This is a genomic window from Cupriavidus sp. 2SB (assembly GCF_005503625.1).
Lineage (GTDB): Bacteria > Pseudomonadota > Gammaproteobacteria > Burkholderiales > Burkholderiaceae > Cupriavidus.
This window is the reverse complement of the sequence record NZ_SCMX01000025.1, coordinates 1-20122: the sequence shown is the minus strand read 5'-3', so window position 1 is coordinate 20122 and position 20122 is coordinate 1. Positions and strand designations below refer to the sequence as shown.

Genomic DNA, 20122 nt, shown 5'->3' with positions numbered 1-20122 from the left:
AAATGCGTTATCCCTTTCCTGTCTACACGCCTAGCAGTTCATTGAGCACCGGCATCTTGGCCTGCAGCTCGTTCGCGGCAAAGCGCTCGACTATCGCGCCGTGCTCCATCACGTAGAAGCGATCTGCCAGCGGTGCGGCAAAGCGGAAGTTCTGCTCTACCATCACCACCGTGTAGCCCTTCTTCTTGAGCATCAGGATCATGCGCGCCAGTGCCTGCACGATGACCGGTGCCAGCCCTTCCGAGATTTCATCGAGCAGCAGCAGGTTCGCACCAGTGCGCAGGATGCGGCCGACGGCCAGCATCTGTTGCTCGCCGCCAGAAAGACGCGTGCCCTGGCTCTGCTTGCGTTCCTTCAGGTTCGGGAACATCTCGTAGATCTCGGCCTCGCTCATGCCCTGGCTGGATCCTTTCAGTACCGGCGGCAGCAGCAGGTTCTCTTCGCACGAGAGCGACGAGAAGATCGCGCGCTCTTCGGGGCAGTAACCAATGCCGTAGTGCGCAATCTTGTGCGTGGGCAGGTTGATGGTTTCCTTGCCATCGACCTTGATCGATCCCTTGCGTGCGCCGGTCAGGCCCATGATCGCGCGCATGGTGGTGGTACGGCCTGCGCCATTGCGGCCCAGCAGCGTTACCACTTCGCCACGATTCACAGTGAGGTCCACACCATGCAGGATGTGCGATTCGCCGTACCAGGCGTGCAGGTCCTTGATTTCGAGAGCGGGAACGTTGGATGCGTTCGTGGACATATCAGTGCGCTCCCTGCAGTTCGGCGTCGGCGGTGCCCATGTAGGCTTCCATCACGCGCGGGTCTTTCGACACTTCGGCGTACGGACCTTCGGCCAGAATCGCGCCACGTTGCAGCACCGTGATCTTGTCGGCAATCGACGAGACCACGTTCATGTTGTGTTCCACCATCAGGATGGTGCGGCCAGCCGATACCTTCTTGATCAGTTGCGTCACGCGATCCACGTCCTCGTGGCCCATGCCCTGCGTCGGCTCGTCGAGCAGCATCAGCTCGGGTTCCATTGCGAGCGTCGTGGCGATCTCCAGCGCGCGCTTGCGGCCGTAAGGCAGGTTGACGGTGACGGTCTCGGCGAACTCGGTCAGGCCCACCTGATCGAGCAAGTCCATCGCACGTGCATCGAGCACATCGAGCGAACGTTCACTGCGCCAGAACTGGAACGCGGTGCCAAGCTGGCGTTGCAGACCAATGCGCACGTTCTCGCGCACGGTCAGGTGCGGGAACACGGCGGAAATCTGGAACGAGCGAATCACGCCGCGCCGCGCAATCTGTGCGGGCTTCTCGCGCGTGATGTCGATGCCGTTGAAAAGAATGGTGCCCGTGGTGGGCTCCAGGAACTTGGTGAGCAGGTTGAAGCAGGTGGTCTTGCCCGCGCCGTTCGGCCCGATCAATGCATGGATCGAGCCGCGACGCACTTGCAGGTCCACACCGTCGACCGCCGTGAAGCCTTTGAAGGACTTCGTGAGGTTGTGGACTTCCAGTACGTTGGTTGTCATGTGATACGAGAAAATTTGCCGTGAAATCGCTGCTGGTTTTCTCCCCTCTCCCGCTTGCGGGAGAGGGGAACCGTCCCCGAGTTATTTTTTAACCAACGGGCAGCGCGATTGCGCCAGCGGCTGGAAGGCTTCCTCGCCCGGCACGGTGGCCACCAGCTTCAGGTAGTCCCACGGCGTCTTGGAGTCGGCGGGCTTCTTCACTTCCATCAGGTACATGTCGTGCACCATGCGGCCATCCGCGCGGACATAGCCGTTCTTGGCGAAGGCGTCGTTGATCTTGGCCTTCTTCAACGCAGCCATGACGGTGTCCGAATCATCGCTGCCCGTGGCCTGTACGGCCTTCAGGTAGTTCAGCACAGCGGAGTAGGTGCCAGCGTGAACCATGTTCGGCATGCGCTTCATGCGCGCGAAGAAGCGGGTGCCGAACTCGCGCGTCTGCGGGTTCAGGTCCCAGTACCACGCGTCGGTCATCTTCATGCCTTGCGTCAGCTTCAGGCCCAGGCTGTGCACGTCGCTGATGGTCATCAGCAGACCCACCAGCGTCTGGTTCTTCGGCAGGCCGAAGTCGTTGGCGGCCTTGATGGCGTTGATGGTGTCGCCGCCGCCATTGGCCAGAGCCACGACCTGCGCCTTCGATGCCTGTGCTTGCAGCACGAACGACGAGAAGTCGGAGGCGTTGAGCGGATGCTTGACCTGACCTACCACGCTGCCGCCCGATGCCTTGACCACGTCAGCCGTAGCGGTTTCCAGCGACGCGCCGAAGGCGTAGTCGGCCGTCATGAAGTACCAGCTCTTTAGGCCCTGCTTGACCATCGCCTTGCCGGCCACGTTGGCCAGCGCGTACGTGTCATAGACCCAATGCACGATGTACGGCGAGCATTCCTCGTTGGTATGGCGCAGATTGGCGCCGCCCGTGATCAGCGAGATGCGCTTCTTCTCCGATGCAATGCGCGACACGGCCAGCGCGACCGACGAATTCGGCAGGTCGACGATGGTGTCCACGCCGTCGCGGTCGATCCACTCGCGCGCCTTGGCGCTGCCGATGTCGGCCTTGTTCTGGTGGTCGGCGGTAACCAGTTCGATCTTCTTGCCGGGCAGGCCATTGCCAAAGTCCTCGATAGCCATCTTGGCGGCTTCGACGGAACCCTTGCCGGCGTAATCCAGATACACGCCGGACAGATCGGTCATCACGCCGATCTTGACGACGTCACCGGAAATCGCCGCGCTGGCTGCGCCGGCAAACGTGGTCAGGCTGAACGCCAGGGCGGACAGCAGGGTGGCTCGCTTCATCTCTTTTTCTCCGTGGTGGTGTGGCTTGAAAACTGTCTCTCTCGATCTCTCGATGTACCGGCTTTAGCCGGCCATATGCGGGTAGCGGTAGTCGGCGGGTGGCACGAACGTTTCCTTGACCGTGCGCGGCGAAACCCAGCGCAGCAGGTTCAGCGGCGAGCCCGCCTTGTCGTTGGTGCCGCTGCGGCGCGCGCCGCCAAACGGCTGCTGGCCAACCACGGCGCCCGTGGGCTTGTCGTTGATATAGAAGTTGCCTGCGGCATAGCGCAGGGCTTCGGATGCCTGTGTGACGGCTGTGCGGTCCCTGGCGAACACCGCGCCGGTGAGTGCGTAAGGACTGGTGCCGTTCACCAGCGACAGCACTTCGGGCCAGTGCTCGTCCGCGTAGACATAGACGCTCAGCACCGGGCCGAACAGTTCGGTTTCCATCAGCGTGTGGCGCGGATCGCTGACTTCGAGCACGGTCGGCTCGATGAAGTAACCGACGCTGTCATCGGCCTTGCCGCCGGTGATGATCTTCACGTTGCTATCGCTGGCCGCGCGTTGTAGATGACCGGCGATACGGTCGAACGCACGACGATCGATCACGGCGCCCATGAAGTTGGTGAAGTCGGTGACGTCGCCCATGCGGATGGTGTCGACCAGCGCAGCCAGTCGATCCTTGACCTCTGGCCACAGCGACGCGGGAATGTAGGCGCGCGATGCCGCGCTGCACTTCTGGCCCTGGTATTCGAAGGCGCCGCGCAGCAGGGCCACGGCCAGCGTTTCGGCATCGGCCGATGCGTGCGCGAGCACGAAATCCTTGCCGCCCGTTTCGCCAACCAGACGCGGATAGCTGCGATAGCGCGACACATTGCGGCCCACTTCGCCCCACAGCATGTCGAACACGGCGGTCGAGCCCGTGAAGTGGATGCCAGCCAGTTCCGGACGCGCCAGCACGGCGCCGCTGACCGCCACCGGATCGCCCGGCACGAAGTTGATAACGCCTTTCGGCAGACCCGCCGCTTCGAGCAATTCCATGAACAGGTAGTTCGACAGCGAGGCCGTGGCCGCAGGCTTCCAGAGCACGGTGTTGCCCATCAGTGCCGGAGCGATGGCGAGGTTGCCGCCAATAGCCGTGAAGTTGAACGGCGTCACGGCGTAGACGAAGCCTTCCAGCGGACGGTATTCGAGGTGGTTGCGCATGCCCGGCGACGAGATCGGCTGGCCGTTGGCGATCTCGTGCGCGAACTGCACGTTGAAGCGCAGGAAGTCGATCAGTTCGCAGGCGGAGTCGATCTCGGCCTGATAGGAAGTCTTGCCCTGGCCGAGCATCGTTGCGGCATTCAGCTTTGCGCGCCACGGACCAGCCAGCAGGTCGGCGGCCTTGAGGAACACGGCCGAGCGTTCGGCCAGCGACGCGTTGGCCCAGTCCCGCTGCGCAGCCACGGCGGAATCGATCGCGGCGTTGATGGTGGGGGTGTCGGCGTTGTGGACCTGGCCCAGCATCTGCGCATGGGCGTGCGGGGCGCGCACATCGGTATGGCTGGCGCTGGTGATGCGCTCACCGTTGACCACGGCGGGGATTTCGAGGACGTGTGCCTGCTGCGCGTCCAGTTCGGCAATCAGCGCCTTGCGCTCGGCACTGCCGGGTGCGTAGCTCAGAACGGTTTCATTAGTGGTTTTTGGATGCAGATTGTTTGCAGACATATACGACAAATTACCTATTGGATATGCAATGTTTGAAATTGGATCCAATATAGCAGCGCGAATATTCAGGCACAATAGGGACCTCACTCGAATCGCACACCGATCTCCAGCACTTCCCATGTCAATTCAACCGGGCCGCACCAGCGCCCCTACCAAGGGTTTACCCCAGATCATCCGTGACCAGCTTCGCTATGAAATCCTGAAAGGCACGCTTGCCGTGGGTGTTCAACTGCGGCAGGACGCGTTGGCCGAGCGCTTCAACGCAAGTCGCATTCCTGTGCGCGAGGCACTGCGCCAGCTAGAAACGGAAGGGTTGGTGACGTACCAGCGCAACCGGGGCGCCGTGGTGTCGGGGATGGATGTGTCGCAGATCTGCGAACTGCTCGATATCCGCGTGGCGCTCGAATGCCACGCGGCGCGGCTGGGCGTGCCGAACATGGTTCAGCAGGATTTCCAGCAAATGCAGGAGATTCTTGACGCGTACTCGAGTTCGGAGTCGCTCGCGGAATGGGCCGAGTACAACCGGCGCTTCCACCTGGCACTCTGCGCGCCGGCCAACAACAAGCGCCTGCGCCGACTGATCGAGGAGTTTTGCCTCAATACCGATCGCTATACGCACGAACAGATGTCACTGGCTACCGGCAAGGAAGGCCCGCAGGCTGACCACTATCGCATCCTCGAAGCGTGCAAGGCGCGCGATGCGGTGAAGGTGGCGGCTTTGCTCGAGGAACACATCCTGGAGACGAAGCGGAATTTGCTGGCGAGCGAGCGGATGAAGGAGGAGGGGTAACGTTTTCCCTTGCTCTTCGGTTTTCTCCCCTCTCCCGCTTGCGGGAGAGGGGAGCGAAACAATCCGGGAGAACTACGTCAGTAGTTCAAGTCGGATGCACCACCACCAACAACGCCGTCGCCACACCTTTCCCCGGATTCCCAATCGCATGTGCCACGTCCGCGCCATAGCGCGCCGTTTCGCCATGCTTCAACTTCTTCTCGTCGCCCCCGGCTTGCACTGTCATGGCGCCGGTGAGCACCGTCAGGTGCTCCTGCGTGCCCGTATCGTGCGGATCGGATGCCAGTACGCCGCCGGGCTGGATCGATAACTCATACCACTCGAAGCGCCCCGCGAGGTCGATCGGACCCAGGATACGTAGCTCGCAGCGCGTATCCGGGCTCTTGAGCGCCGGAATCGCGTGCGGCTGCACCACGGTAATGGCCGGGGCCGGTGGCGCGCTGCCGCCTTGCGCCAGGAAGTCGGCCAGGCTCACCCCCAGGGCGTTTGCCAGCCGCCACAGCACCGCCACGGTGGGATTGGCAAGATTCCGTTCGATCTGCGACAGCATAGACTTGGAAACACCGGCGCGCCGCGAGAGGTCGTCCAGCGACAGTTGCTGGCTCTGGCGCAGGGCCTGCAGCGTGCTGCCAACGGCTGGTGGCCCTTCTGCGGGGACGGGTTGCGTCGTCGTCATTCGTTCGTTATAGTGCACGGCACGTTCGTTATATAGAACTCGTTCGATTTATCGATCGAGTGATTCGAGACACTACCACCGGGAGTCTGGCCATGTCGAGTGCCGAGGCGTTTTATGCATCGATCCGCGCGGAGCTTGCTGCCATCCGCGAAGCGGGGCTGTACAAGCGTGAGCGCATCATCGCTACGCCGCAGGGCGCAACGATCCGCACGGCGGATGGCCGCGAGGTCATCAATCTCTGTGCGAACAATTATCTCGGGCTGTCCTCGCACCCCAAGGTGATCGAAGCCGCGCACGAGGCGTTGCGCACCCATGGCTACGGCCTGTCGTCGGTGCGTTTCATCTGCGGCACGCAAGATTTGCACAAGTCGCTCGAACAGCGGCTCGCCGCATTCCTCGGCACCGAGGACACCATCCTCTATGGCTCGGCGTTCGACGCCAACGGTGGCCTGTTCGAAACGCTGCTCGGCCCCGATGACGCCGTGATCAGCGACGAACTGAACCATGCGTCGATCATCGACGGCATCCGCCTCTCCAAGGCGAAGCGCTACCGCTACAAGCACAACGATCTCGCCGATCTTGACGCGCAGTTGAAGCAGGCCGATGCCGATGGCGCGCGCTTCAAGCTCGTGTTCAGCGATGGCGTGTTCTCGATGGATGGCACCGTAGCGCGGCTCGACGAGATTCGGCGCATCTGTGATGCGCACGGCGCGCTACTGGGTATCGACGAATGCCACGCCACCGGCTTCATGGGTGCGCGCGGTCGCGGCACGCACGAAGCACGCGGCGTCTTCGGCAAGATCGACATCATCACCGGCACGCTCGGCAAGGCACTGGGTGGCGCATCGGGTGGTTTCACATCGGGCCGCAAGGAAGTCATCGACCTGCTGCGCCAGCGCTCGCGTCCCTATCTGTTCTCGAATACCGTGGCGCCCGCCATCGTCGGCGCCAGCATTGCCGTGCTCGATATCCTCGAAGGCAGCACCGAACTGCGCGACCGGCTCGAAGCCAATACGAAGTTCTTCCGCGAAGGCATTGCCGCGCTGGGCTTCGACATCAAGCCGGGCGATCATCCCATCGTGCCGATCATGGTCTACGACGCAGAGAAGGCGCAGAAACTGTCCGAGCGGCTGCTTGAACTCGGCGTTTATGTGGTGGGCTTCTTCTATCCCGTGGTGGCAAAGGGCCAGGCGCGTATCCGCGTGCAGATGAGCGCCGGACACGATGAGACCACGCTGCGCACTGCGCTCGATGCATTTGCACAGGCAGGTCGTGAACTGGGGCTGGTGCAATGAACGCAGCAGTCAACACTGGCGCGCCGAAGATCCTGATCGTCGGCGCCAATGGGCAGCTTGGTTCCGAACTGGCGCTCGCCCTGGCCGAGCGCCATGGGCGCGAACAGGTGGTGACTTCCGATGTCGTGCCCACGGGCCGCCACGTCCACATCGCCCACGAAATGCTCAACATCACGGATCGCGGCGAACTGACCACGGTGATCGAGCGTCATGGCATTACGCAGATCTATCTGTTGGCCGCAGCACTGTCCGCCACCGGCGAGAAGGCACCGCAATGGGCGTGGAACCTGAACATGACGGGTCTGCTCAATGTGCTGGAAGCCGCGCGCCATCACGGTATCTCGCGCGTGTTCTGGCCCAGTTCGATTGCCGCGTTCGGCCCCTCGACACCGCGCGTGGACACGCCGCAGAAAACCATCATGGAGCCGACCACGGTCTATGGCATCTCCAAGCAGGCGGGCGAGGGCTGGTGCCGCTGGTACTTCGAGAATCATGGCGTGGATGTGCGCAGCGTGCGCTATCCGGGCCTGATCTCGCACAAGACGCCGCCCGGCGGCGGCACGACGGACTACGCAATCGATATCTTTCATCACGCGGTGCGTGGCGAGCCCTACACCTGCTTCCTCGAAGCTGACGAGCGCCTGCCGATGATGTATATGCCCGACGCGATCCGCGCCACGCTGGAGCTGATGGAAGCGCCGGCCGAACAGGTGCGCGAGCGCGGCAGCTACAACCTGGCCGGCATGAGCTTCACACCCACCCAGATCGCCGAAGCGATCCAGCGCCGCGTGCCGGATTTCAAGGTGAACTACGCGCCCGACTATCGGCAGGCCATTGCCCAGGGTTGGCCCGATTCGATCGACGACAGCGCCGCGCGCCGTGACTGGGGCTGGCAGCCGCATTTCTCGCTGCAGCAGATGGTGGACGACATGCTGGAGAACTTGCGCCTGAGTGTGGCTGCGGCTTAAGCGCCGCAAAGGCGAGATAGCGCAGTGCATCGGCAGGCACTGCGGGTGAAGTACTTGCCATGTGAACTAATTCGCAAATAAATCATTTGCATTCTAATTAATTCATGTCTATTATTCGCCCATGCCAAAGATCGATGCTCTCCGATTCGCCTTTACCGGCCAGCTGATGCTTGCCGGCCGCCAATGGCGACAGATCAGCCAGGCTGCTGTGACTGCGCACGGAATCTCCGCCGCCGCCGCCGCGCCGCTGCTCTTTATCCGCCGCCTGGGCGGTGGTGTTCGCCAGGTCACATTGGCCGACTACGTGGGCGTCGAAGGCGCCACGCTGGTGCGGCTGGTGGATCAACTGAGCGCCGCCGAACTGGTGCGCCGCGAGGTGGATCCCAGCGACCGGCGCGCCAATGTGCTGTCCTTGACCGAGGCCGGCGACCGCATGGCCGAGCAGATCGAGGTGGAACTCAAGCAGTTGCGCAGCGAGGTGTTCGCGGAAATTTCCGAAGAGGACATGGCTGCCACGCTGCGCGTGCTCGAAGCGTTGTCGCGCGCGGCCGCCGCCGCTTCGTCGAACCGGCAGGAGTCCGGCGCAGCATGATGAGTTGGCCGTCTGCCCGGGACTGGATCTTTTCCTTCAAGGCTTTCATTGCAGCGATGCTGGCCTTGTGGATAGCGATGTACCTGGGCTTGCCTCGTCCGTACTGGGCGATGGGCTCTGTCTATATCGTGGCGCACCCCCTGACGGGAGCAACGCGCTCCAAGGCGCTGTACCGCGTGCTCGGTACGCTGATCGGTGCCGCCGCAGGTATCGCGATGGTGCCGCCGCTGGTCAACTCGCCGCCGCTGCTGATGGCCGCCGTGGCCATCTGGGTGGCCTGCCTGTTGTATGTGGCATTGATGCACCGCACGCCGCGCAGCTACGTGTTCATGCTCGCGGCCTACACGCTGCCGCTGGTGGCGCTGCCTTCCGTCGATAACCCCACCGGTATTTTCGATCTCGCCGTCGCGCGCTCCGAGGAAATCTGCCTCGGTATTCTCTGCGCTGCGGTAGTGGGCGCCGTGCTGATGCCGGCCAGCGTGGCCAACGTGCTGCGCGACAAGACACGCCAGTGGATGGCCGATGCCACGCTGTGGGCCACCGACATGCTGTCCGCGGCGCCCGGCGCCCGCGTCTCGTTGCACCAGAGCCGTCATCGCCTGGCTGCCGACATCCTGGCCCTCGACCAACTCATCAGCCAGCTTGGCTACGACGCCGAAAGCGCAGACCGCGTACGCGCCGCGCGGGAACTGCGTGGCCGCATGACGATGCTGCTGCCGGTGCTGTCTTCGCTGGCGACCATCGTCGAATCGATGCAGGCCGCTGGCGGGGTGCCCGCGCCGCTGGCCGTGCAGATGCAGGCCGTGAAGGCGTGGATACAGGCTGGCGCCGCCAGCGATACACGCCCCACGTTGCCGTCCACACCGCTGGAACCCGGTTGGGATGCCGCGCTGGTGACCGCCGCCGAAGATCGCCTGCACCAGATGGTGGCGCTGTGGCATGACTGCATGACGCTGTGCCGTCGCCTGGGCGAGAAACACATCCAGGGCGAGTGGGTGCCGGAATTCCTGCGCTGGGAAGTGGGTCGTGCCCGCCACTACGATCACGGCATGCTGCTGTTCTCCACGGTGACCGTGGCGCTGGCGATCTTCGCCATGGGGCTGGTGTGGATCCATACGGGCTGGGCCGATGGCGCGGGCGCCGTGGCGCTGGGCGCGATCTCGTGCTGCTTCTTTGCCGCGCTCGACGAGCCTGCGCCGATGATCCGCTCGTTCTTCAACTGGAACATCGTCTGCCTGCTGATCTCGATGGTCATGCTGTTCGCGGTGCTGCCCGTGGCGCACGATTTCGAGATGCTGGTGCTGATGTTCGCCGTGCCGTATCTCATCATCGGCCTGCTCGTGGCGCAGCCGCGCCTGGCGATGATCGGCATGCCGCTGGCCGTGGTGACGGCCAACGACATCGGCATCCAGGGTGCCTACAGCGCGAACTTCCAGTCGTTCTTCAACAGCAACATTGCCGGCATTGCGGGGATTGCTTTCGCGCTGGCGTGGACGCTGGTGGTGCGGCCATTCGGCACGCGCGCCGCCACGCGCCGGCTGGTGCGGGCAGGGTGGAGCGACATCGCGGAGAACGCGCTGGGCCAGCATCCTGATTCGCATACCCGGTTGCGCGCCCGCATGCTGGACCGTCTTGCGCAACTGGTGCCCCGGCTGGCCGCCAGCGAAAGCGAGGTGTCGAGCGATGGCTTCAGCGAAGTGCGTGTGGAACTGACCGCGCTGGCGCTGCAACGCGAGATGGCGTCGATGCCCGGCGACGAGCAGCATGCGGTGCGCCGCGTGTTGCGCAGTATCACCACGTACTACAAGGCCCGGCTCGACGGATCCGCCGATGCGCCGCCGCAGGCGTTGCAGACCCGCATCACGAACGCGCAGCAGAAGGTGCGTTCCCGCGTGGCGCTGGCCGCGCTGGTCGATATGCAGGTGGCCCTGTTTCCGCCGGCGCTGCCGGCAACCGTTTCCAGGAAGGCATGATGCCCGGTGAATTCAGTATCTATGGCGTGTTCATCCCGAGCTTGCTCGTATGGATGTTCGCGGCCTTCCTCATCACGAGTGGCGCACGCGCGGTGTTGACGCGCGTGGGCTTCTACCGGCTCGTTTGGCACCGTTCACTGTTCAATCTTGCGCTGTACGCGATCATCCTCGGTGGGGTGGTGGCGCTGGCGCCATCGCTGCAATCATGAAATTCAGACTCTCTACGCTCGGGCCGGTCGTGTTGACGCTGGCTGTAACGGCCGTTGGCGCGGTCGTTGTCAAACACCTTTGGGATTACTACACCGTGGCGCCATGGACGCGCGACGGGCACATCCGCGCGGAGGTGGTGCAGGTCTCGCCCGATGTCTCCGGTCTGGTCACGCGCATCGCCGTGAAGGACAACCAGCATGTGAAGGCCGGCGACGTCCTGTTCGAGATCGATCGCGAACGCTACGCGCTGGCGCTGCGGCAGGCCGAGGCCACCGCTGCTGCCGTGCGCGCGAACCTGTCGCAGGCGCGCCGCGAGGCCAAGCGCAGCCAGACGCTGTCTGACGTGGTGTCCAAGGAAATCATCGAGGAAGGGTTGGCCAAGGTGCAGCAGGGCGAAGCCCAACTGGCGCAGGCCGATGCCGCCATCGGCGTGGCAAAGCTCAATCTGGCGCGCACGCAGGTGACGAGCCCGGTGGAAGGCTACGTCAACGATCGCCTGCCGCGACTGGGTGACTACGTGGTGACGGGCAAGCCGGTGCTGTCGATGGTGGATTCCACATCGTTCCATGTGGAAGGCTACTTCGAGGAAACCAAACTGCAGGGCATCCATATCGGCAGCGCGGTCGAGATCCGCATCATGGGCGAGAAGCGTGTGCTGCACGGCCATGTGCAAAGTATCGCGGCTGGCATCGAGGATCGCGACCGTAGCAATGGCTCGAACCTGCTGCCCAACGTGAATCCGACATTCAACTGGGTGCGCCTGGCCCAGCGGATTCCGGTGCGTATCCAGTTCGACCAGATGCCTGACGATGTGCGTCTGGTGGCGGGCCGTACCGCGACGGTATCGGTGCGCGATGACGGTTCGAAAGCAACCAAGGCTGCGCCGGCAGCCGCGACGCAATCGCAAGACAAGGTAGCGCTGGCCGGCAAGCGCGCACCCGCAACCGGAGCTGTGCAGTGAAACGTTTTGCCCGTGTCGCGCTGACGGCGATGTTGCCGCTGGCGCTGGCCGCCTGCATGACCGTGGGCCCCGACCACAAGGTGCCTGACGATGCCGTCGTGCAATCTTCCGCAGCGAATGGCCCGTTCGGCGGTCCCGACAACGGCGCCGTGTCGATTGGCGACGTACCCAACGACTGGTGGCGTCTCTACGACGACCCGCATATCGACGGACTCGTCCAACAGGCGCTGGTCGCCAACACCGACCTGCGCGTGGCGGCCGCCAACCTCAAGCGCGCCATCGCCATCTACCACGAGGTGGAGGCGGAGAACCTGCCCGAAGCCAAGTTCCGCGCCAGCGCCGAACGCGGCCAGATTGCCGGCGAACCGCTGCTGCACGAAGAAAAAATCCCGGCGATGAATTTTGGCGACATCGGTTTCGAGGTGTCGTACCTGATCGACTTCTGGGGCAAGCTCAAGCGCGCCGACGAGGCCGCGCTGGCCGCCGCGCAGGCGAGTCATGCCGCGCTGGATCAGGCCCGCGTCGGCGTGGTGGCCGAGACCGTGCGCGCCTATGTGCAGGGCTGCACCGCTACGCACGAACTGCACGTGGCGCAACACCAACTCGACCTGCAGGAACGCGGCGTGACACTCGCGCAGAAACTCGTCGATGCCGGCCGTGGCCAGCCGACCGACGTACTGCGCGCGCAGGCACAGGCCGATACGTTGCGCGCCGTGCTGCCGAAGTATCGCGCCGAACAGGAAGGCGCTGCATACCGGCTGGCCGTGATGCTGGGCAAGCCGCCGATGGCGCTCGACATCCAGAGCGTGGCGTGCGAGCACGTGCCCGCTCTGAAGCAGCCGCTGCCGGTGGGCGATGGCATGGCGCTGCTCAAGCGCCGTCCGGATGTGCGCCAGGCCGAGCGCGAACTGGCTTCGGCCACGGCCAAGATCGGTGTGGCCACCGCTGACCTGTTCCCGCAGATCCGCATCGGCGCGTCGGCGGGTTTCACCGGGATTCTCGATCACCTGGGCCAGGCGCCCACGGCGCACTGGGGCTGGGGGCCGGCGATATCGTGGACCATTCCCACGAGCGGCACGCGGGCACGCATTCACAACATGGAATTCGGGGCGGAAGGTTCACTCGCGCATTTCGATGGCGTGGTGCTGAAGGCGCTGCGCGAGACGCAGAGCGCGCTGTCGGCCTACACGCATGAACTGGAGCGCAACCAGTCGCTGCGCTCGGCCCGCGACAAGGCCGAGGAAGCCGCACGCCAGAACCGCAAGCTGTGGCAGGCAGGGCGCTCGCCGTACCTGCAAAGCCTGGACGCGGACCGCACGCTGGCCAACACGGACGCGGCGCTCGCCACCTCGGATGCGGTGGTGGCGATGGATCAGATCAATCTGTTCCTCGCTCTGGGTGGTGGGTGGCAGGATGCGCCGGCGATTGCCTGCGCCCATAGAATAGGGCTTGTCAAATCCGCATCATGTGGCTTGTCAAACCAATCCAATCCGCCGCAAACCGTTGTCAGGTAAGGGTTTGACAAACGCTCCCCTTTTTTGCTCTGAGCGCGCTAGAAGGGGAGCCGCTCTCAAATTCTTGTATTTCGCCTATCGTCCGTCCAAGTCCGCTTCTGCTTTGGGTGACCCTTTGTATGGGGTCAAACCGTCACTGCACTATAGACTAATCTGGACCCAGTAGAACTGACAGTGAGACTAGGGGTGCCCGATCAAATACCTCGTTTGGCAGTGCATTTCCCCAGCATAATTTGCAGTACGGAAGGATTCGCCTGGCTTAATTCTTTGGTATCGGTCGCGTAGCCATACAGCCGGTGCAGCCCTAACGCGATCGCGCTCGACCGTGAGTAGCCTCCCTCGCAATGCACGACGACAGTTGCCACCTCTATTGGTAGCACCTCGACGAACCTTCGAATCGCTTCCGCATGCTTCGGTCGGAACGCCTCCACCAGCTTCTCTCTTGCTTGAGCCGATAGCTCCGGGTTCATGAAGTCGACATCGGCGAAGCTCAGCCGCAACACTTGCTCAAATCCCTCCAGACTGGCCAGCGGCCTCCCAGGCGCAGTAACTGAGATAACCGCCACGGATTCCAATCGTGGCAACTTTTCAGCGACAACCCGCGACACCGCCAGCACCTGGCGTTTTCCATCCCTCGGCGGCTTGTAAAGCTTGTCGATGGCATCCTTTAGTTGAAGCGGCACGGCAGCATCTCCCTGGTCGCCCGCTCAAGCTTGCAGCAGCACAGCCAGTCTCCCGATAAGCCAACCCAACTCGTCCTCAGAGCACCAACCCTTCTGCGACACGGAAATCCGGACTCTCTTAAGCGTCATTTCCCGCGACTGCCCTGGATGTTCCGTCTCATCCTTCCTGGCAACCCGCAACAACTGCCGCGCCAGATCCTCACACATATCCCAACGCCCATAGCGCTCTTCCTCGGTTTGACCGGCGACGTATTGGCCGTCAATCTCCCGAACGCCAATCTTCGGCTGCACGCCCGTCACCACTGCCGGAATCGCGATGCGCGGGAAGTCCTCTGGCACGTCATTGAGGTTCATGGTTCGTCTCCGGTTTCTTCGGTCGAGGCTTGCTGGCGCGCTGGCGAGGCTCTGCATCTCTCGTCATCATCAATGGATTGATTGTCGCGACAGGCCCGATCATGTTGAACCATTCCTGCCGACCGAGTGCACGAACTACGCAGACAAGCGTATGTAAGGAGGAGCCGTTACCCAGCTCGAGATTCCGCAAAGCTCGCGTGCTGACACCTGCGCACTCTGCCAGGACGACTTGCTCCAGATTTCGATTGATACGTAGACGTCTGAGACTGGAGCCAATCTCATATTGGAGCTCTTCAGCGGTGTACGAGCGCGCCGGGTCTATGCGCGCCATGTCCGTACCTCTTGGCGCAAAAATGTCTTTGCAATTAACGGTGCATTTCTGCCCCTACAAGCCTGCTCGACTCCAATACAGGCAAGCTCTTGCCGGTTGAACCTTGAGGGTAGGGCGGCTCGTTTCGGCATGTTGGTCCGCGTTACTCAGGCTTGTGGGTGGCGTGGTACTTCGCCATAGCTCTGAGCGCAGCCACGAAGTAAGTCTTCCCCGTTGCCGTGACATCGTCAATTGCGCAGGTCACTTCGCCGCGGATGACTGTGAAGCTTGCGCCGTGCGTCTGCGCGTACTCCAGGACGGCGAGTCGGCTCGTCGAGTCGCAAGGCGTCATCTGAACGTGAGCATTGTTCATTGAATAGACCCTGAGACTGCTTCTGCCGGCGTCGTATGCAGCAAAAGCCTTCGTCGGGTCTCCAATGATTTCGAGGCCATCGGTTATGCAAAGTTGGTACATCAACTCCAGCTCTGTCATTTGGTCGATGGCCTTGCCGAAGCTGTACCTCTTATGGGTGGTCGCAGCTCCCTCAGGCCACTCTTCTAGCAGAGTGACCAAGCCTTTTCGTATGTGTTCCATTTCCATCCCGGGTCTCCGCAGACCGATGTGCCATTTCCGCTCAGCGCCGGCGCTAGAAGGGGACCGGCCGCTAAGATTCGTCAATAGTGCGATTTTAGAGTATTCAAATTTAACACTATTGGGCATTTGACGGCAAGCTAGCGGGTTCACTACCCGTCACGCCGGCAATGAGAACTTCCATTCCTGAGGAGGAGTACGCCCTTTTGCTCAACGCTCTTCGGGCGGAACGCGAGTCCAGAGCGATAACGCAAGTTGAGCTTGCCGCCAGGATGGGAGTCGATCAGAACTTCATTAGCAAGTGCGAGCTGGGAGGGCGCCGGCTCGATGTGCTGGAGTTCCGGAAGTGGTGCATGGCGCTTGGTACGACGATAGTCGACGTCCTCGCGCGGGTCGAAGTGCAGCTTTCTGAGTTTGAAGCCGCAATGGAGACCACCCGGCGCGTCCAGAAGAAGCTCGCCCGGAAGCCAAAGTCGGTCAAGTAGCGCAGTTCTTACGAGCCAGTAGCTTAAGGACGATTTCTCGGTATACGTCCCCCGCCGGCAAAAGGCCCCAGCTAGCCCAGAGTTTTCACCCCCTCAAGCCGTGTCACGCAGCCCACGTCGAATTCATGAGTCTTCCGCGCGCCTACACTCCTAAGTAGGCCATTCGCCTGCGCGATCTGCCTGCCCGCAGCAACCTCGGTTGGATAGCAGCTTCTCCCCCAACCTGGTCGCCTCTCCAGAGTCAGAGCACGTGGCCTTCCGTGACGATCGCGGCGCCGCCGAAGATCGCACAATTTTCGCGAAAATTCTTTCCAGCAGTCCACGCGAGGAAAACTCCCTTCCTGCCGGCGCGATTTCCGTCCGACAGCACCTGCGATGAGGAACGGACACACCTTCCGACTCACTTTCGAATCCGTCATCGCGTCCATTTCGCTCTATACCCTCTGCAGCCCAATCGGAGCTGCGTGAGTGCTTCACCTGGAGCGCTCACCACCTAGGTTCTATGCAGGAGTGGAAATGTACGTTTATAGGGTATCGCGAGGCCTGAAGTTGCTGGAGGAAAAGCCAGACCCGTTCACCTACGAGGTCGACCCCGTGACGGCCAAGGACAGGACGAACGTGGAGCTTGTTACGAGACTTGATTCAGACTTCGGCACGCGCCCGAACCTTCGGCCCGAGTATCTTTGCGATGCGTTGTACACGTACGAGCAGCGCTTCGAATACAAGCTGTTCTTCGGCGATTTTCTCGAGTGGGACGCCGCACTTGCCCGGCTCGTCGGCTATGACCAAGAGAACGAGGACAACAATGCTCCGGGCGGGCCGTTCTACGAGATTCTCCATCGAAGCTTTGGATGCTCTCCTATCGGCCCAGCGGTAGCGAAGAAGCTGATTGCAGACTTCGATGCCTGGGAGGATCGCGCTCGCAAGTTCGAAGACGAACCTCTGTTCTATCTGACCTTCTGGTGGGCCCGATGCGCGTTTGGGCATGTCCTGCATGACGGCTTGTTGCATCGCCACGTCGACTGGCAAGTCCCGTAACGCTGCTGGCACCTCTCGAGCGCAGCGACTAGCTGCGCTCATTTCCTATCTTGCCGGCACGTCAAATCATGACGTCGCTGCGAACCTACACTCATAGACAGGCTTGAGGCCTGCGCGAGCCCGCACTTAGCGAGGTTCGCAATCCAACAATGTGAAACAAATGAACGATTTCGAAAACGGTGTGCATGCTGTAGTGCAGTTCAACCTCTTTGGGCAGTTCTGGCGCAAGCGGGAGATGCCGGAAGGGCTGCCACCTTACGTTGGTGCATTGACATGCCCCGTGGCCACATGCGACCTGGCTAGCCTGCCAGAGGATTTCTCGCCCGCTACCCTGACTTTCGGAAGCCTGCAGCTCGGCGACCAGCCCATCTTCGAGATGACACTCTCCGTCGGCGACTTGATGTTGCGCTGGCTTGCGGATGCGAGGGACCGGGATGTTTGGGAAGACCTCCACATGTGGAAGGAGTGGAAGGTGCTGCCGGTTGTGCTCGGCGTTGAACAAGACGGAACTTGGGCTTATCGATTCTACTTTCCCGAGATTCCCGAACTTCCGCCGACTCCTGACGGGCTGGTGAACTATCGCAATGTCCGGGACGAGCCAGAACCGTGGAATAGCATGGCGGAGTATGTAGAACACCATCCAGAAGCGTATCCAATGATGTCGAACCGGGTGCCTTTGTTGCCAACATCGGACAATGCCAAGCGGTTAAGGGTCGTGCTCAGTCCAACGGAGTTTTGAGTCAGACGAATAGAGATTTCGACGATGGACTGCCTGCCAGTGGCGGGCAAGTCGGAACGACTCATTGTGATGCTGCCAGATTCGGTGCCGGTAGCAATGCGATATGACTCCTTCCGACTCATCTGACGACCGTGCCATCGTTATAGAAAGACCGGAAGTTGTCCGAAACGAGACGCGCGGATCTCGTCAGATTTATCCGCTTCTTGCAACCATCCGACCGCTCGCCCACGTCCCCGCTAACCCAAAGCACCGGCAAGATGTGGGTGTAGTTTGCAATGTCGCCAAGGATCTCCTTGCCATGCTTCTTCATGGCGGCATGGTAGCCCTCGGCCAAATCACAGATGAATCCGCACATTGCTACGAAGGCGTGCGGTGGCCCTGCCGCCGCTCTATCGGCAAGCCCCTCTCGACGGTGTGCACCCGCACGCCGAAGTCGCGCGCTTCGACCACGCCTACTCAACCGGCACATGCCGTTGGTAAAGGCGAGGTTGGGCAGTGCCTTCGCATACTAGGCGCCAATCTCACTCGAACTCTAGGATAACGTCGGCAACGCGCTGGCCAAAATGGAGAGCCGCTTGTTCCGCCGATTCACGCGTGAAATAGTCGCTTTCGTCCTCGTCGGCACCGTCATAGTGGGAGTCGATCGATGGAACTTCGCTGCGACCGACGCCCACCAAATAGCCCCATTTGGGTCCGGGAAAGGAACATTTTGTGGAACTGTCTGAGAGCTGAAATGCCAAGGCGTGGATATACAGGCCACGATGCGGAGCAGTGATCCAGCGTAGTCGTTCACTCATGGCGGCACTCCGTCGTCGGTTGGGCTCTGTTGGCTTCGTCCACGGTAGCAATGTATCACCTGATGACATGTCTCCAAATCATCCAAATGGTGCGGTCGCCTCGTTGTAGGTTTTACCTTTTGGGGCGCTGTCACGGGCTAGAGACTATGTGGAGTCGAAGCGATTCGAGGGACCGGAGGTGGCGATTTGTTAGCGTACGTCGCAAGAAGCTTCGCGATTCGATCGTCTATCGGCCATATGTCTCTCTCCGTCATATGCGTCTGAACGCAAAATTCTCGTCGCCTTAGATGCGCTACGTGCACAATAGGACGAAGCGGTGCAGGAACTGCGCAGCATGACCGTGGTAGCGGGGCTCCCCATGTAGGACGGATACCTACAGCCGAAGAGTGCTCGCCTTTACTGGCCAGTTCGGACACCATGGCCCTGCTGGAAACAGCATTTTGAACTAGCTACCACGCCGCCGCGTCCCTGCGCTGCGGCGTTTTTTTTGCCGGACCTTGTCGGACGCTCGCCTATAGCACCCACCCCCATCCGCGCGCAGACTATGCTCACAGGAATAGGAGACGGTCATGCCCAGCAAGGATGTTCATGTAGTGCCCGCTGGCGAAGGGTGGGCAGTGGAAGTGCCGGATGGCGGTAAGCGCACCATGTTCGCCACCCAGGAGGAAGCCATCGAGGCAGGCACCGAACGCGCCCAACGCGACAAGGTCGAACTGCTGATCCACGGCCGCGATGGCCAAATCCGCGAGCGGAATTCTTTCGGCCACGATCCCCGCGACGTCAAAGGCTAGGAGGCATGCCGCAGGACTCACCCACGTCGACAGTGGCCCAGCGGTTTCCCTGCTGCTTCTCGAGCGTAAGTCCATGCCGCGCTAGGGCAACAGACACTACGAGACCGTGTTAACGGCAATTTGCCAGCTGACCGCCTGGACGACGTAATGCGGATGGTCTAAGCGCTGCGAACTGAGGGTGGGTGACTTGCCGTGGAACGGCCTTTGCCGTCCACCAACACTCTGAGGATCCTCCTGCTTTGCTGGCTGAAGTCCCCAAAGAACCTTCATGAACATCTTGATCGTCCGAAGCGACGGTAAAGCTCTATTCCTCCCCGCTGCCTTTTCCCTTCAAGATTGCCCGGTTGCTGTGCTGCGGTGGCTTGGCTCGCCCGTCTCTGAAGTGTTCACCGAGTTGAACTGTTCAACTGCGATGAGGTATCGAGGCCTAAGCGGTGCTAGATGAAATCTCGAAGGTCGGTTTCTGCGCAATCGACGCCGCCGGCATATTGCGACCGACTTAGTGGAAGCGATCGAGTCAAGCAGCCTTGAGCTAAGCCGCTCGGGCCCCCCTTTTGCGAGTCGCCCAATGCCTCTTGGCCAGATATCGGTCTTGTGAATCCGGTCGTGGTATGCCTGCGCCAGAGGCGAGTTCCGACCCTTCTGCGCCATCGGCCTCTCAAACGTGAGTGGCCGATCTTTGTCAGGGAACGGTCAGCGGACTCTGACATCGTGCATGTTCAGAGAACATATGCTCGGCAGCTGTGCATAAGCAGCTTTCGTGATGCCGAAAGCGTGGGGATTTGAGCAAGAACGGTGATGGACGCTGGAGGGGTTCCCTCAGGGAGCGTGCATGCACGCGCCTGAGGGAAGATG

21 protein-coding genes are annotated in these 20122 nt (G+C 61.7%); 12 read left to right on the top strand and 9 right to left on the bottom strand.

From position 1 onward, the window contains the following. Positions 1 to 22 precede the first annotated feature (22 nt). From FFS21_RS14005 to pruA, 4 genes are all read right to left on the bottom strand, one after another. Complete coding sequence (locus FFS21_RS14005) at positions 23 to 748, bottom strand: ABC transporter ATP-binding protein (protein ID WP_137925389.1); 726 nt, start codon at positions 746 to 748, stop codon at positions 23 to 25. Between the two features lies 1 nt (position 749). After that, positions 750 to 1520, bottom strand: a complete 771-nt coding sequence (locus tag FFS21_RS14000) for an ABC transporter ATP-binding protein (protein ID WP_137925388.1) — start codon at positions 1518 to 1520, stop codon at positions 750 to 752. Between the two features lie 81 nt (positions 1521 to 1601). Next, a complete protein-coding gene (locus FFS21_RS13995; protein WP_137925387.1) occupies positions 1602 to 2810 on the bottom strand; it encodes an ABC transporter substrate-binding protein in 1209 nt (402 codons plus the stop codon). A 63-nt stretch (positions 2811 to 2873) separates the two neighbouring features. After that, positions 2874 to 4499, bottom strand: coding sequence for an L-glutamate gamma-semialdehyde dehydrogenase (gene pruA / locus FFS21_RS13990; RefSeq protein WP_137925386.1), 1626 nt, complete (start codon positions 4497 to 4499; stop codon positions 2874 to 2876). 118 nt (positions 4500 to 4617) lie between these two features. Between pruA and FFS21_RS13985 the strand changes: the two genes are divergently transcribed. Further along, positions 4618 to 5289: a GntR family transcriptional regulator gene (locus FFS21_RS13985; RefSeq protein WP_137925385.1), complete on the top strand. Its 672-nt coding sequence runs from the start codon at positions 4618 to 4620 to the stop codon at positions 5287 to 5289. An 85-nt stretch (positions 5290 to 5374) separates the two neighbouring features. On the opposite strand, the gene FFS21_RS13980 is transcribed toward FFS21_RS13985, so the two are convergent. Further along, positions 5375 to 5965, bottom strand: a complete 591-nt coding sequence (locus FFS21_RS13980; RefSeq protein ID WP_137925384.1) for a helix-turn-helix domain-containing protein — start codon at positions 5963 to 5965, stop codon at positions 5375 to 5377. A gap of 92 nt (positions 5966 to 6057) precedes the next feature. Here FFS21_RS13980 and kbl point away from each other — a divergent pair, with 92 nt between their 5' ends. From kbl to FFS21_RS13945, 7 genes are all read left to right on the top strand, one after another. Continuing rightward, the gene (kbl, locus tag FFS21_RS13975; protein ID WP_137925383.1) at positions 6058 to 7260 is read left to right on the top strand and encodes a glycine C-acetyltransferase; all 1203 of its coding nucleotides are present in this window, start codon (positions 6058 to 6060) and stop codon (positions 7258 to 7260) included. Then, on the top strand, positions 7257 to 8228 hold the full coding sequence (locus FFS21_RS13970; protein WP_137925382.1) for an NAD-dependent epimerase/dehydratase family protein: 972 nt from the start codon (positions 7257 to 7259) through the stop codon (positions 8226 to 8228). Before kbl ends, FFS21_RS13970 begins: the two co-directional genes overlap by 4 nt. 121 nt (positions 8229 to 8349) lie before the next feature. Beyond that, entirely contained in the window at positions 8350 to 8820 is a 471-nt protein-coding gene (locus tag FFS21_RS13965) for a MarR family winged helix-turn-helix transcriptional regulator (protein WP_137925381.1), read from the top strand. Continuing rightward, on the top strand, positions 8817 to 10793 hold the full coding sequence (locus tag FFS21_RS13960; RefSeq protein WP_137925380.1) for an FUSC family protein: 1977 nt from the start codon (positions 8817 to 8819) through the stop codon (positions 10791 to 10793). Before FFS21_RS13965 ends, FFS21_RS13960 begins: the two co-directional genes overlap by 4 nt. Further along, on the top strand, positions 10793 to 11002 hold the full coding sequence (locus FFS21_RS13955; protein WP_137925440.1) for a DUF1656 domain-containing protein: 210 nt from the start codon (positions 10793 to 10795) through the stop codon (positions 11000 to 11002). Before FFS21_RS13960 ends, FFS21_RS13955 begins: the two co-directional genes overlap by 1 nt. Then, complete coding sequence (locus FFS21_RS13950; RefSeq protein ID WP_171020410.1) at positions 10999 to 11964, top strand: efflux RND transporter periplasmic adaptor subunit; 966 nt, start codon at positions 10999 to 11001, stop codon at positions 11962 to 11964. The genes FFS21_RS13955 and FFS21_RS13950 overlap by 4 nt, the downstream gene beginning before the upstream one ends. Then, the gene (locus FFS21_RS13945) at positions 11961 to 13478 is read left to right on the top strand and encodes an efflux transporter outer membrane subunit (RefSeq protein WP_249359371.1); all 1518 of its coding nucleotides are present in this window, start codon (positions 11961 to 11963) and stop codon (positions 13476 to 13478) included. The genes FFS21_RS13950 and FFS21_RS13945 overlap by 4 nt, the downstream gene beginning before the upstream one ends. Before the next feature lie 194 nt (positions 13479 to 13672). Here the strand turns inward: FFS21_RS13945 and FFS21_RS13940 are convergent, their stop codons facing one another. From FFS21_RS13940 to FFS21_RS13925, 3 genes are all read right to left on the bottom strand, one after another. Further along, positions 13673 to 14161, bottom strand: coding sequence for a hypothetical protein (locus FFS21_RS13940; protein WP_137925379.1), 489 nt, complete (start codon positions 14159 to 14161; stop codon positions 13673 to 13675). A 24-nt stretch (positions 14162 to 14185) separates the two neighbouring features. Continuing rightward, positions 14186 to 14515, bottom strand: coding sequence for a hypothetical protein (locus FFS21_RS13935; RefSeq protein WP_137925378.1), 330 nt, complete (start codon positions 14513 to 14515; stop codon positions 14186 to 14188). Between the two features lie 473 nt (positions 14516 to 14988). After that, the gene (locus FFS21_RS13925) at positions 14989 to 15426 is read right to left on the bottom strand and encodes a hypothetical protein (protein WP_137925376.1); all 438 of its coding nucleotides are present in this window, start codon (positions 15424 to 15426) and stop codon (positions 14989 to 14991) included. A gap of 161 nt (positions 15427 to 15587) precedes the next feature. On the opposite strand from FFS21_RS13925, the gene FFS21_RS13920 reads away from it, so the two are divergent. From FFS21_RS13920 to FFS21_RS13910, 3 genes are all read left to right on the top strand, one after another. Then, positions 15588 to 15902, top strand: a complete 315-nt coding sequence (locus tag FFS21_RS13920) for a helix-turn-helix domain-containing protein (RefSeq protein ID WP_137925375.1) — start codon at positions 15588 to 15590, stop codon at positions 15900 to 15902. Positions 15903 to 16418: 516 nt separating this feature from the next. Continuing rightward, entirely contained in the window at positions 16419 to 16940 is a 522-nt protein-coding gene (locus tag FFS21_RS13915; RefSeq protein WP_137925374.1) for a hypothetical protein, read from the top strand. A gap of 160 nt (positions 16941 to 17100) precedes the next feature. Beyond that, positions 17101 to 17679, top strand: coding sequence for a hypothetical protein (locus FFS21_RS13910; protein WP_137925373.1), 579 nt, complete (start codon positions 17101 to 17103; stop codon positions 17677 to 17679). A gap of 521 nt (positions 17680 to 18200) precedes the next feature. On the opposite strand, the gene FFS21_RS13905 is transcribed toward FFS21_RS13910, so the two are convergent. Then, positions 18201 to 18476, bottom strand: a complete 276-nt coding sequence (locus tag FFS21_RS13905; protein WP_137925372.1) for a hypothetical protein — start codon at positions 18474 to 18476, stop codon at positions 18201 to 18203. 569 nt (positions 18477 to 19045) lie between these two features. Between FFS21_RS13905 and FFS21_RS13900 the strand changes: the two genes are divergently transcribed. Continuing rightward, the gene (locus tag FFS21_RS13900; RefSeq protein ID WP_137925371.1) at positions 19046 to 19267 is read left to right on the top strand and encodes a DUF2188 domain-containing protein; all 222 of its coding nucleotides are present in this window, start codon (positions 19046 to 19048) and stop codon (positions 19265 to 19267) included. Positions 19268 to 20122: the final 855 nt, after the last annotated feature.